The sequence below is a fragment of the Alteromonas sp. ABH4_453 genome (assembly GCF_056160665.1).
In genome coordinates this window covers 53,634-66,632 of record NZ_JBSWXP010000010.1, presented here as the reverse complement: position 1 = coordinate 66,632, position 12,999 = coordinate 53,634, and the positions used below count along the sequence as shown (strand labels likewise).

Annotated in this window: 10 protein-coding genes; 6 read left to right on the top strand and 4 right to left on the bottom strand. The window is 43.5% G+C overall.

From position 1 onward, the window contains the following. Nucleotides 1-413: 413 nt before the first annotated feature. A complete protein-coding gene (gene mdh, locus ACXAGV_RS17975) occupies nt 414-1,352 on the bottom strand; it encodes a malate dehydrogenase (protein ID WP_474829800.1) in 939 nt (312 codons plus the stop codon). 237 nt (nt 1,353-1,589) lie between these two features. On the opposite strand from mdh, the gene argR reads away from it, so the two are divergent. Beyond that, nucleotides 1,590-2,054 (top strand): transcriptional regulator ArgR, encoded by a 465-nt coding sequence (gene argR, locus ACXAGV_RS17970; RefSeq protein ID WP_025253953.1) that lies wholly within the window; start codon nt 1,590-1,592, stop codon nt 2,052-2,054. 84 nt (nt 2,055-2,138) lie between these two features. Here the strand turns inward: argR and ACXAGV_RS17965 are convergent, their stop codons facing one another. Both ACXAGV_RS17965 and ACXAGV_RS17960 read right to left on the bottom strand, forming a co-directional pair. Continuing rightward, nucleotides 2,139-2,822 carry a type 1 glutamine amidotransferase domain-containing protein gene (locus tag ACXAGV_RS17965; RefSeq protein ID WP_474874414.1) on the bottom strand — a complete coding sequence of 228 codons (684 nt, stop codon included), beginning with the start codon at nt 2,820-2,822 and terminating at the stop codon, nt 2,139-2,141. A 194-nt stretch (nt 2,823-3,016) separates the two neighbouring features. After that, the gene (locus ACXAGV_RS17960) at nt 3,017-6,190 is read right to left on the bottom strand and encodes a TonB-dependent receptor (protein ID WP_474874413.1); all 3,174 of its coding nucleotides are present in this window, start codon (nt 6,188-6,190) and stop codon (nt 3,017-3,019) included. Nucleotides 6,191-6,571: 381 nt separating this feature from the next. Between ACXAGV_RS17960 and ACXAGV_RS17955 the strand changes: the two genes are divergently transcribed. The 5 genes from ACXAGV_RS17955 to ACXAGV_RS17935 all read left to right on the top strand — a co-directional run bounded on the left by ACXAGV_RS17955 (nt 6,572) and on the right by ACXAGV_RS17935 (nt 11,463). After that, nucleotides 6,572-7,465 (top strand): hypothetical protein, encoded by an 894-nt coding sequence (locus ACXAGV_RS17955; RefSeq protein WP_474874412.1) that lies wholly within the window; start codon nt 6,572-6,574, stop codon nt 7,463-7,465. Beyond that, a complete protein-coding gene (locus ACXAGV_RS17950; RefSeq protein ID WP_474874411.1) occupies nt 7,465-8,418 on the top strand; it encodes a hypothetical protein in 954 nt (317 codons plus the stop codon). Before ACXAGV_RS17955 ends, ACXAGV_RS17950 begins: the two co-directional genes overlap by 1 nt. Before the next feature lie 188 nt (nt 8,419-8,606). Next, nucleotides 8,607-9,230: a uridine kinase gene (gene udk, locus ACXAGV_RS17945; RefSeq protein ID WP_014950808.1), complete on the top strand. Its 624-nt coding sequence runs from the start codon at nt 8,607-8,609 to the stop codon at nt 9,228-9,230. 12 nt (nt 9,231-9,242) lie between these two features. Continuing rightward, the gene (locus tag ACXAGV_RS17940) at nt 9,243-10,454 is read left to right on the top strand and encodes a NupC/NupG family nucleoside CNT transporter (RefSeq protein ID WP_474874410.1); all 1,212 of its coding nucleotides are present in this window, start codon (nt 9,243-9,245) and stop codon (nt 10,452-10,454) included. Nucleotides 10,455-10,623: 169 nt separating this feature from the next. Next, entirely contained in the window at nt 10,624-11,463 is an 840-nt protein-coding gene (locus ACXAGV_RS17935; RefSeq protein ID WP_474857416.1) for an isopenicillin N synthase family dioxygenase, read from the top strand. A gap of 55 nt (nt 11,464-11,518) precedes the next feature. Here the strand turns inward: ACXAGV_RS17935 and ACXAGV_RS17930 are convergent, their stop codons facing one another. Then, nucleotides 11,519-12,676, bottom strand: a complete 1,158-nt coding sequence (locus ACXAGV_RS17930; RefSeq protein WP_474874409.1) for a tetratricopeptide repeat protein — start codon at nt 12,674-12,676, stop codon at nt 11,519-11,521. Nucleotides 12,677-12,999 lie beyond the last annotated feature (323 nt).

Sequence of the window (12,999 nt, the reverse complement as noted above, 5' to 3'; positions counted from 1 at the left end):
GTTGGCGGGGATTTGATAAGTAGGCTTTCCTGTGCCAAGGATGCCGTGGCGAAGCCTACGAAGACGCAACAAAAAAGGCTGGATACGTAAGGACGTAACAGACTGTCCTTTTATAAAAATCTTCAGTAATTAGGCTACAGGGATGTTTGGAGTTGGCGGGGCTTTGATAAGTAGGCTTTCCTGTGCCAAGGATGCCGTGGCGAAGCCTACAAACACGCAACAAAAAGGCTGGATACGTAAGGGCGTAACAGACTGCACTTTCTACAAATCTAAAGTGATGAGGCTATTGGGGAGTTTTGAATTGGTGGGGCTTTGATAAGTAGGCTCTCCACCGCAGGGAAGCGGTGGCGAAGCCTACAGGGAAGTATTCACGGCGTGCCTACGTTCAAAGGCCTGCCAATGACACTCACTAATTAGCCGTTTACGAAGTCAACACCTAGCTTGATGTCGCCACGTAGGCCTTCAAGCATGTCGTTTTTCGCTTTTTCTTCAAATGCGCTTAGCTCGCCGTATGGCAAGATTTCTTCAACACCGTTTGCGCCAAGGCGAACTGGGTGTGCGAAGAATGCTGCGTCGTCGCTGTCGTCAGTTTGTACATAAGTGTACTCAACAACGTTCTCACCCTGCATTGCTGCAACTAGAGATAGACAGAAGCGTGCCGCTGCTTGACCCATTGATAGGGTTGCAGAACCGCCGCCCGCTTTAGCTTCAACAACTTCAGTACCCGCATTCTGGATACGAGTTGTAAGGCTAGCAACTTCTTCGTCTGTGAAATCTACACCTTCAACTTGTGAAAGAAGAGGAAGGATAGTTGTACCAGAGTGACCACCGATTACCGGTACGTGCACAGAAGATACGTCTACGCCTTTAAGTTCAGCAACGAAAGTTTCAGCACGGATAACGTCAAGCGTTGTTACACCGAAAAGCTTATTCTTGTCGTAAACGCCTTTAGCTTTAAGCGTTTCAGCTGCAATAGCTACAGTAGTGTTAACTGGGTTAGTGATGATACCAACACACGCGTTCGGGCAGTTATCAGCTACACCTTCGATTAGGTTTTTAACAATGCCGGCGTTGATGTTGAACAGATCTGAACGATCCATACCTGGCTTACGAGGCATACCTGCTGGAATAAGAACTACGTCTGCTCCAGTTAGTGCATCAGCTAGGTCATCTTTACCGTGACCGGTTACTTTTACCGCAGTGGGGATGTGGCTCAAATCAACGGCAACACCAGGAACAACTGGCGCCACGTCGTAAAGCGCTAAATCTGAACCTGCTGGCAATTGTGTTTTCAACAACAAAGACAGCGCCTGACCAATACCACCGGCAGCACCTAACACGGCTACTTTCATACCATTTCTCCTATGGGATTACTTCACGTATTTAAACGGAACGTCACACTAATGCAACGCGGGGGAAAACTCAATCACCGGATCGTCTTATTAACGTTATTTATGGCGATTTTTGTTCGATATTCATTATCATGAATGATTATGCAAAGAAATTGCGCAAAGTCTACCTGTGCGGCACAATATACGCATACTAAATATAATTCCTAACGATAACCCTCAGAAAAGAAAAGAGCGCTAATGGCAAACGCAAAACAAGAGCAACTCATCAAGGCTTTTAAAGAGATTCTTAAAGCGGAAAGTTATGGTTCACAAGGCGAGATAGTAGATGCTTTAAAAGCTCAAGGTTTTGACAATATCAGTCAATCTAAAATCTCTAGAATGCTAAGCAAGTTCGGTGCAGTAAGGACTCGTAATGCCAGGGGCGACATGGTGTACTGTTTGCCCCCAGAACTAGGCATGCCAACCGCCAAGAGCCCCCTGAAACAACTTGTGTTAGACATTGTCCACAATAATGTGATGGTTATTATCAGAACCAGTCCAGGTGCAGCTCAACTTATCGCCCGTTTATTAGATTCGTTAAGCAAGAAAGATGGCGTATTAGGTACTATTGCAGGCGACGACACCATTTTTATAGCGCCAGCTGATGTGACAAGAATTGAAGAGCTAAGACAACGCGTTGAAGATTTATTCGAAAATGTCTAACTAGTTCGTTAAAGACTCGGTAACCGAAAACAAGAAACCGCATACAAGATGCGGTTTCGAAATAGTTTATAAACTAAGACTTTCCTAAGATAAAAGCTTAATTAGGGCATCTGCAGCTGGGCGTGATGACGGTGGGTTCTGTCCTGTCACCAGTAGACCATCAGTACACACTTTTACGGCGAAGTCATCTGCACTTTCATATTTACCGCCCTTTTTCACTAGTTCGTCTTCAACTAGGTATGGGACAACATCGGTAAGTTCCATTGCCGCTTCTTCGCTGTTTGAAAATCCAGTTACCTGCTTACCATCAACTAAGTACTTGCCATCTGAAGTTTTAACGTCCTTAAGCACGATTGGAGCATGGCAGACTGCGCCAACAGGTTTATTTGCCGCGATTGTGTCTTCTATGAGTTTAATTGAGTGGGCATTATCTGACAGATCCCACAAAGGACCATGACCACCTGGGTAGAATACTGCGTCAAACTCATCTGCACGCACATCTTCAAGCGGTATAGTCGACGCCATTGCACTTCGCGCCAGTTCATCTTTTGTATATCTTATTGCGTCGTCTGTCATCGCATCATCTGCAAGGCTATTTGGGTCGATAGGTACTTGGCCTCCCATTGGCGACGCAAGGGTAATCGTATAGTCTTGATCTTTAAATGCGTAATATGGCGCTGCGAACTCTTCTAACCACATGCCTGTTTTCTTACCCGTATCACCCATAATTTCATGAGACGTCATTACCATTAGCATACGTTTTGTCATAAGCCCTCCTTGCGAGCATTTAAAAAATTCTCTCGTCGGTTAATTCGTGTAGTGGAGGGACTTAGATCATAAACAAAGGCTATGCGCGGTAAGTAACAGATGTGTGAGATAAATTGCAGGCATAAAAAAGTGCCACTTCCTGTTAAGGAGAGTGGCACCTAACACTACAACTTGTAGTTCGTGTTTACTACTTCTTAGAAGCGGTAGTTAACACCTACGCGGATTTCCCAAAGAGATGGACCGCGAGATACGCTTTGCTCTGGAATAGAAACGGCGCTGTACTCATATTGACCTGCGTCATTGAAACTAGCATCAAGAACTTCATCACCACCGAAGCTACCCTGACGGAAATCGCCCCACTGGTCGTTGATCAAGTTAGTCAAGTTTTCAATTACGAAGAACGCGCTTGCTGTATGACCTTCATAGAAGCCAGGAAGCTCTTGAGAAACACGTAAGTCAGCTTTAAACCACCAGTCAGCAGTTTCACTGTTACGCTCAAGGATCTCGCCACGTTCGAAGCCGTTGTTCTCAACCCAACGGTTAAACAGTCTTTCTGCTTCTTCTGCAGTTTGTAGCACGTCACCATCACGGTTAGTTTGATCAACAAATACAACATTCGCATCATTTACTTCAGGGATATAAATAAGCTGACGAGCAAATACACCATCCCATGGGAATGCTGAGTTGTTGCTATGAACGTAAGAGAAAGGCTTACCTTCGTTAGCCGTTGCAAACAAGTTGAAACGCGTTGCATAACCGTCAAAGAACTCAGCAGTGTAGCCTAGAGAGAAGTTAAAACGGTTGCCAACAGCGTAGTCAGACGTTGCTGCAGATGGATTGTTAGGATCGCTAGTTGCAAAGTTCGCGTAGTTCGAGAATGCAACTGCGCTTGTCATTGGGTTAGCATCTTCAGCATCAACATAAGCGTATGAAGCGCCCATATCGAAACCATTATCCCACTCTTTGCTTACGCCGATTGAAAGTACAAGCGAACTACCGTCGTCACTTGAATCTACGTTACCAAGGATAAAGTCAGACGTTTCGTTACGGTCCGCGTCAATGCGCTCGTAAATTGGACGACCGTCAAAACGATTTTGACCTGAGTAAACGATGTTAGCGTCTCTAACAATCGCTGAGTCTTGGCGATCGGTATAGATCATATCAGCGTTAATTAGGTAGTCGTTTTCAGTTACGTAGGTGAAGCCTAGCGCGTATTTCCACTCAGACGGAATTTCAAAGTCTGGGTCAGTTGCGTTAGTGTTACCGTCACCATCTGTTAGGCTAGTGTTCGCTACTACGTCAAATAGCTCTTGTGGTACGTCGTAAATCGGACGACCTTGACCAGTTAGCGCTAGGTCAAACAATGAAGTAGTGCCACTTACGAAGCCATCGATTTGACCTTCACGAGTACCAATGTTCGTCACACCGTCGTTAGAGTAAGCATTTGAGATCCAAACGTTAGGGTTACCACCAGAGTAAAGACCTAAACCACCGCGTAGCTCTAGGCTTTCGTTAACTGTGTAAGTAAAACCGAAACGCGGTTGAAGAAGGTCGATACCGTCTACATTTGCCGTGTTTGCAAAACCGTAACGCTCAGTAAAGTTTTCATTCAAACGAGGTGTGTCGTCAGAACCGTATGTATCGTAACGAAGACCAGCCATAATTTTTAGGTCGTCAGTCAGATAGAACTCGTCTTGTACGTAGAACGTGGTCACGTCGAATGCAAAAGAAGCACCTGCATCAGCTGGGTTATTTGTACCCGCTGAGTTGTTGTAGTAAATACGGTCAACTAGGCCTGCTTCAAAATCAGCAATGCTGTCGAAACGGTATTCACCTACGGTGTGCTGCATAAACAGGTTAAATACATCAGTTTCTTCGTATTCAACACCGGCTGTAATTTCGTGGTCGCCCCAAAAATAAGTACCCGCAAGCTTGAAGTTAAACACTTCGTAGTTAAGGTCATTAGACTGACGAGAATCATCAGGACCGATGTAAATACGGCCGTTACCTTCAGTAGAAATCTGCGCTTCTGCAAAGCCAGAAGCAGCATCAAGTGATTGCTGGCGATTATCTAGGTCAGTGTGACCAATACGAAGTTCTGTCGAGAAATCGTCAGTCCAGTTTGAGTAGAGTGAACCAACAATCGTAGTTAGCTCAGCGCCGCGCTCGTAGAAGTGATTGCTAAGAGAAAGGTTAGATGAACCACCATCAGATTGGCTTACGCTGAAACCATCGTTCCAGTTGTAAACTAATGAAGCACGGTGATCTGCATTAATGTTCCAGTCTAGTTTAATAAGAATTTTTTCATCTTCAACTGGCGCAGAACCTGGTGTACCGCCAACATCGTAACCGTAAACGCGTTGCGCAATTTCAGTTACTTGGTCGATATCATCTTGAGTTACACGGCCGCCAAGCGCGTTGTAATCATATAGCTGAACGCCTTCAAGCTTCTCGTAAGCAGCAAAAAGGAAAAGACTATCTTTAATTAGTGGAAGGCCAACGTTGAAGCCGTAACGTTTTTCAGTGTAGTTGCCGTTGTCACGCTCTACGCTGTCAACTTCGTCGCCGCGGTAAGAGTCAGACGTAAAGTCATAGAAAACACCACCGTGAACTTCGTTTGTACCTGATTTGGTTACCGCGTTGATGTTACACGCAGTGAAGCCGCCGTATTCTACGTCGAAAGGAGCAAGCTCAACCGCTACTTGTTGAATAGCGTCGTAAGAGAAAGGCATACGCTCAGTTGGGAAGCCGTTGCTGTTTAGACCGAAGTTGTCATTCATGCGAATACCATCTAGGGTCAAGCTGTTGTTACGCGGGCTTGCACCGCCACAACTAATTGAGTCGTTGAAGCTTTCATCAACGAAAACACGAGGGTCAACACGCACAATATCACCGATGCTACGGTTAATAGCAGGCGTATTTTCTAGCGCTTCAAGGTTGAATACTGTTTGTGGGCCGGTCGCACCAAACGCTGTAGCTGTTAATGCACTACCGCTTACAGAGATAACTTCGATATCGCTTGCATCTTCTAGCGTAAGGTTTACACCAAATGGGTTACCTAGTTCTAGGAATACGCTATCGATAGTCGTATCTTGGTACTCATCAGAATCGATAACGACTCTATAAGGCCCACCTACGCGAAGTCCACGAAGGTTAAATGTACCGTTTGCACCAACAACCACTTCACGGGCTGTACCAGTAGGTTCGTGAATAACAGTAACAGATGTTCCCGCAGCAGGTGCACCTGTAGGGGTAAGGATGCGGCCTTCCATTGCAGATGACGTTTCTTGCGCCATTGCAGTGGTAGACAAACCGATTGACAGCGCAACCGCAGCCGCAATGCGACTGAATTTAGCTGATGAGCTCATGTGTGTGTTTCCCTTTTTGTTTAAAATTCTTTTTTCGGCTAAAAACTGCATATACATTGTACATTTTGTCTGGTTATTAACCGGAACCCGATGAATTGTCGTCAAGGTTCATGTCATTTTTATTACACTTTTACATTTTTATTTAACAGCAATCGTACGAGAATACTGAGTTTGCAATTTTTTTCTTGACCACATGGTCAAGTTAATTTACTTGTTATTATTATTGGCGACCCGCTTCGATTTGTTGGACCTATTCTTGACAGACGGGCAACTAATAAACAGCGTTTAATAAAAATCAGGTTTACCTATAAAAAACCATTAAATTTCAATATATTAACGCATTTAAATAAACTTACCTATTGCAATAAATAACCTTAACTGATGAAATCACTTTATAAATCGTTAATTCATTCGGTCGTTTTTTTGACTAATTTCAGAATTGTTGCTTCAGGAAAATGGATAATTTTAATTCTGACCGCTGTTATTTGCGGTTCGATAAACTATTTTCTAAATTCTGCATCGTATGGTGATATCGCGCCACAAACTGGTCATTACATAACCTGCAAGACTGGTCTTGAGGGTAACAATGATGTTTTTTCTGTTTATGTTACCGATGGCAGAATCGCAGAAATGGCTAGCGAGCGTTTGTGTGATGATAAAATCATCAAGCGTCAATATGGCGAGGTCAAGGTAACTATCGGTCAAAGCGACTATGACACTTTCCGTTATATTAACCACGGTGTAGTTAATCTAGCGCTGGTCAAGAGCAATGTAGTTGATGCGTTTGGCGCAGATCAAATATATGGATTAACGAAAATAGCTTCCCATCCAGATTATTCAGCGTTTTTTATAGCCTTAAGAGAGCGACCACAACTTTCAAAAGAGTATTTGCTGGGAAAAAGCATTGGACTTTTAGATTATCCAAGCAGCCGTTCTGGTCACATTGTGCCGAAAACCGTGATACAAAGCATTGGATTAAGTGACAACAACGTAAACATTGTTTATTACAGTTCTCATCAAGAATTAAGGCGAGCATTACTCGCCGGAGAAATCGATATAATTTCGTCCTATTGGGCTGAAGAAGATAGTGAGAACTTTTCCAAAAACTATGCAACGCCCCTTCAAGAGGATGTCAGCGGCATGCAGTGGTACTTAAAAATGCTGACGCAAAACACGGATCTATTCTGCGCCATGCAAACCGTTGTAAACGAGATAGCTATGTCACACCCAAGGCCTTATTACAAAACGATTACACTTGAAGAAGGCTGTAACTGATGAGTAATAAACCTCTCAACTGGAAGCCTAAACCTTTTATCTTTTTTATCTTCTTTGCACTTTTTGCGTGCATACAGTGTGTGGCTCTCGTTGCACAATACTGGTCTTATCAATCTTCAATTCATGAAGCAGTCGATAAGGTTGAACGAAGAATAAGCTTAGATAGCGCCTTTCTTGACGTAGGAAACAGCACACTAAATACACCCGTGAATCAATTCGCAATTATTAGGTATCTAGAAAAACTCAATAAGGCGCTCAAAGATGGAGGTTATCCTGTCCTTGTAAAGAGTATTCAGACTATCGGAGTCGATAAAGAAGATTTCACATCTTACAGCTCTATTATTGATGCTAATTTCAAGAACGCAGAACAAACGATTACCGCAGAAATTCGAGCAGTTGGAACGCTAAGTGCGCTCTCTTTTAGCTGGACTGCACTGCTGTCGTCACTGCTATTGACCCCTATTTTCAGTGTCTCAAATAAGGTTAAAAAGAAACCAACGTCGCTAGAAGAAGTGATTCCTCCTTCACCGAAGCTGATAATTAATCTCCAGGAAAAAACAATTTCAAACGGTGTCGACGATAAGGTCGTTATACTGCAAAACAAACCACTTTGCTTTTACACTGCACTGGTGAAATATTGCATTGAACATCCCGGTGTACCACTCCCCCCGCATAAAGATGTGCCAAGTGAACTGTTGGTTCTTGCAAATAAAAGTTTTGGTCGCTTAATTGAACTTGGCCACACCAAACGTAAGCGCCCAGATTTCAACGCAAATCTTGATAAGACGTTAAGCGAAATAAGAGCCGCTCTTGACGAAGTTTTTTCTTCATTCAGCGAAGAGAAAGAAACATATTACCCACCACGGGCTCAAGGAGAGGGTTCACGTTCAAAGCAACACTCTTACGCATTGCCACCGATAAAAGAAGAGGATATCGAAATTATTGGTAATTAATTAAAAACTGACCAATTGGAGAACTTTTTTGTATTTTATGCGAGTTTTAAAAACAGCCCGCAATACCTTGAAAACACAATAAAGTTCTAGCAAAGACCGCGCCCAAAAGTAATAACTTGTGAATATAACATTGATTCGCGAGGCCTAAACGCGTATCTTTGCACCAACAAAACCAGCTTTATAGTACTATGCAATCGCCACTAATTATTGCCATTTCTGGAGCTTCTGGCTCTGGGAAGTCTCTTTTTACAAAAAATTTGTTTAACGGCTTCAGTGCTCAAGGCCGCCCTGTTCAAGTGCTGCGCGAAGATCACTACTATCGCGCCCAAGATCACCTTCCCATGGAACAGCGTGAGAAGAATAACTACGATCATCCAAACGCATTTGAACACGAGTTATTGAAAGCGCACTTGCAAGCATTGCGTGATGGCCAACCTATCGACTATCCGCATTACTGCTATAAAACGCACACACGTTTACCTGAAACGGAGCGCTTAAACCCCGCACCGGTGATCATACTTGAAGGTATTATGTTGCTTGCACGTACAGATTTATTACCTCTGTACGACGTAAAAATCTTTATCGATACTCCTCTTGATATTTGTTTGATGCGCCGAATGATGCGAGACCTGAAAGAACGAGGTCGTAGCATTGAGTCGGTGGCAAAACAGTACGAAGAAACTGTTAAGCCTATGTATCATCAATTTATCGAACCTAGCCGCTTCACTGCCGACGTAGTAGTGACGCAAGGTGGCAAAAACCAAATTGCATTAGATGTGATTAAATCACACATTCAGCAAGCGCTTCTTTAAGGGAACATTACTATGGTAGGTTTACTGGGCATTGCAGTCCTTCTGGGTATTGCTTTCGCGTTATCATCGGCGAAACGCAGTATAAATTGGCGCACCGTTGGTGGCGCATTTGCTATTCAAGCATCAGTTGGCGCGTTTGTCCTGTATTCTGAAACAGGTAAAGAAGTATTGTTAAGTGCAACCAAATTTGTTGCTAATATTATTGCTTACAGCCAAGAGGGCATAAACTTTCTGTTTGGCCCTATCGGCGACAAGTCTATTGCGTTTATCTTCGCTTTTAACGTACTTCCCGTTATTGTCTTTTTCTCAGCCCTTATCGCAGTGCTCTATCACCTTAAAGTGATGGGAGTTGTTATTAAAGTTATCGGTGGCTTCTTACAAAAGACGCTGGGTACCAGTCGCCCTGAATCCATGTCATCTGCAGCCAACATTTTTGTCGGTCAAACCGAAGCGCCTTTGGTAGTTCGCCCTTTCATCCCACACATGACGAGCTCTGAGTTGTTTGCCATTATGGTAGGCGGGCTAGCGTCAATTGCGGGCTCTGTGATGGCTGGTTATGCCGGAATGGGCGTTGACCTTAAATACTTATTGGCAGCAAGCTTTATGGCTGCGCCAGGTGGTTTGCTAATGGCAAAAATTATCTTGCCTGAAACCAGTAAACCAAATGAAGACTTACACGACGTAGACGCGGAAGATACCGGCTACGCTAATGTATTTGATGCTGCTGCCAGTGGCGCAGCGTCAGGCATGCAGCTTGCGTTAAACGTAGGCGCTATGCTACTCGCTTTCATAGCGTTAATTGCCATGTTTAACGGCCTTATTGGCTGGACAGCAGGGCTATTTGGCTATGAAAACGTTACGTTTGAAGGGATCCTGGGTTATGTACTTCAACCTCTTGCATGGGCAATCGGCGTACCATGGGAGGAAGCACAACTTGCAGGTAGCTTCATTGGTCAGAAAATGGTGGTCAACGAATTCGTTGCTTACCTTAACTTCTTAGAAAACCAATCGCAGCTATCTGAAGCATCTCAGGCCATTATCACCTTTGCACTTTGTGGTTTTGCAAACTTCTCTTCTATCGCTATTTTGATGGGTGGAATTGGTGCTATGGCACCAACACGCAGAAAAGAAATTGCGAGACTGGGGTTAAAAGCTGTTATTGCTGCAACGTTATCTAACTTAATGAGTGCCGCGCTAGCGGGCTTTTACCTCTCTCTTGGTTAAATTTCATTAATTTGGACCAGTTGGTCAAGATTTTACTAGACTAACTGGTCAGGTTTCTGTAAATTACGCGCAAATTCCTCGCGGGGTTGATTTATGTCAATTTCTGCGACTTTTTTCTGTAGCCCGTCTACCTTTATAATGCCGCAGTCAAAATATACGGGATAAAGTTATGCAATTAGTTGCTGTTGATTACCAAGCGGAAAACGCACAAGAAGAATTCGTGAAGTCACTTCGCGAGACAGGGTTCGGTGTTTTGAAAAATCACCCTATCCAACAGTCATTAGTTCAAGGTATTTACGACAATTGGCAGGGTTTCTTCGACAGTGAAGAGAAGAACGACTACCTGTACAACAAAGGTAAACAAGACGGATTTTTCCCTCAGAGCGTATCTGAGGTAGCTAAAGGCTTTACGAAAAAAGATATTAAAGAGTATTACCACTTCTATCCGTGGGGTCAGTGCCCAGAAGCGCTACATCCACAAATTTCTCAGTACTATGAGGAAGCAAACACATTAGCGAAAGAGCTGTTGGGTTGGATAGAAAAGCATTCTCCTTCTGAGGTGAGTGATAAGTACAGTCAACCGCTAGGTGGCATGATCAAAGATTCTGATCAAACCTTGCTACGTATACTGCACTACCCACCACTAAAAGGTGATGAAGAAGTAGATGCGATTCGCGCTGCTGCTCACGAAGATATTAATTTGATTACTATCTTACCGGCAGCCAACGAGCCTGGATTGCAAGTACAAGCTAAAGACGGTAGTTGGATTGACGTTCCTTGTGATTTCGGGAACCTGATTGTGAATATTGGCGACATGCTTCAAGAAGCATCAGGCGGATATTTCCCATCAACTACCCATAGGGTTGTAAACCCAGATGGCACTGACATGACGAAGTCTCGTATCTCGTTGCCATTGTTTTTACACCCAAGACCAGATGTTGTTCTTTCAGAACGTCATACTGCAGGGTCATACCTGCAAGAGCGCCTTCGTGAGCTGGGCGTTATATAAATTAAGTTCCTTTTGTAGTGTTATTCTTTTGCCGCAGCTAGTCTGCGGCTTTTTTTTAGTTGCTTGCCAAGGTGGCTAATTTAGAAGAATAGCGTTGTTTTTCCTGTAGGTTTGGCGAATGCTTCACGGCTCTTTCTAAATAACGCTGTGCTTCGCTAACATCTCCTAACTCGTGATACGCTTTGGCCATGCCGAATAATATCTCGTGACGTGCATTATCAAGCTTGAGCCCTTTTCTATAATGCGCTATTGCGGCGTTAAGCTTGCCAGCATCAAAAGCTTGTTCCCCTAATATGTAATGATAAAAAGGGTTGTTCTTACGCTTTGCTTCAACCATTTGCGCAATCTGCATTGCTTCTACGTTTCTATCTTGATGCGTATAAAGAATAGATAAATTTTCCCATGCGGTGAGGTTTTCGTCATCTAGTGATAGTGCGTGCTTGTAAGTCATCTCAGCCTGCTCATAAGCGTCAACCATTCTGTATAACACACCAAGGTTGACCCAGCTTTGCTGTAATTCAGGCGTTAATGTAGCAGCGGCACGAAAATAGCTGTAAGCCCTTGTGTAGCTATTCGCAACCAACGCATCTGCCCCTTTGTTGTTGTAGTACATGGACACTATTTTATTTTTTGACACTGGCTTTCTGGGAAAGTAGTTGCGTAGCATTTGCGGGTCAAAGTCTACGTCTGCCCATGAACCTCCAACCGAGGCAATCTGGTTATCGCTGGGCAGTGAGACGCGCATATTAATATGCCCATTTAGCAGGCTATACCCTTCTCTTCGTGTCCAATACTCTGGAATATCTACTTCATAGAAGGTCGCGTCTAGCCCCACATGTTCAGCAAGTGCATAGGTCATAATTGAGAGGGATAAACAGTTTGCCGCGCGGTTGTTAAACGTAGTGTCTGCTGTCGTATTCGCGCTATTTCGATACAGCATGCCATAATCAGAATGGTCAAAAATAGCTTTCACTAAGCCTTTAACATTTTTCTGCAAAGTGCTTTTGTTATGTACCGCTTTTTCAGCAAAAAACTGGGCATCTTCACCTAAGTAAAAAATTTCGTCGATGGTCTCTACGGGAAACAAATGGTATGACGGAAACAGGTTGTCGTTTAATAAGGTAGGTGGCGATGCTACATTTTGCTCGTCAGTAGACTGGCAAGCACTAAGAAAACAACAAAGTAGCCAAACTAAAACTAGTCGAGTATTCATATAAGGCACCTATTTTAGTTACTCGATAGTTTAAAATTATAGCATCCCAACCATTTTTTACATTTTATTTACAAGCTGTGCTGTTGTACTTTTATCGCAAAAGAACATCAAAGTGGGCTTACTCACTTTTCTGTTTTCTCATTCTTACTAATGGTTATCGTTTCTCTAATGGCATTACACAAAGTTAATCATCAAATTATTAAATAGCGCCGTAACAACTTTCGATTCAGTACCTTTTAGTTGCTACATGGAAGCCTGTTGACTTTTCCTTTACAACAAAGCTCAACAGGCCCCTAGTAGTAGGCAAAACGAAGGATAGTGAA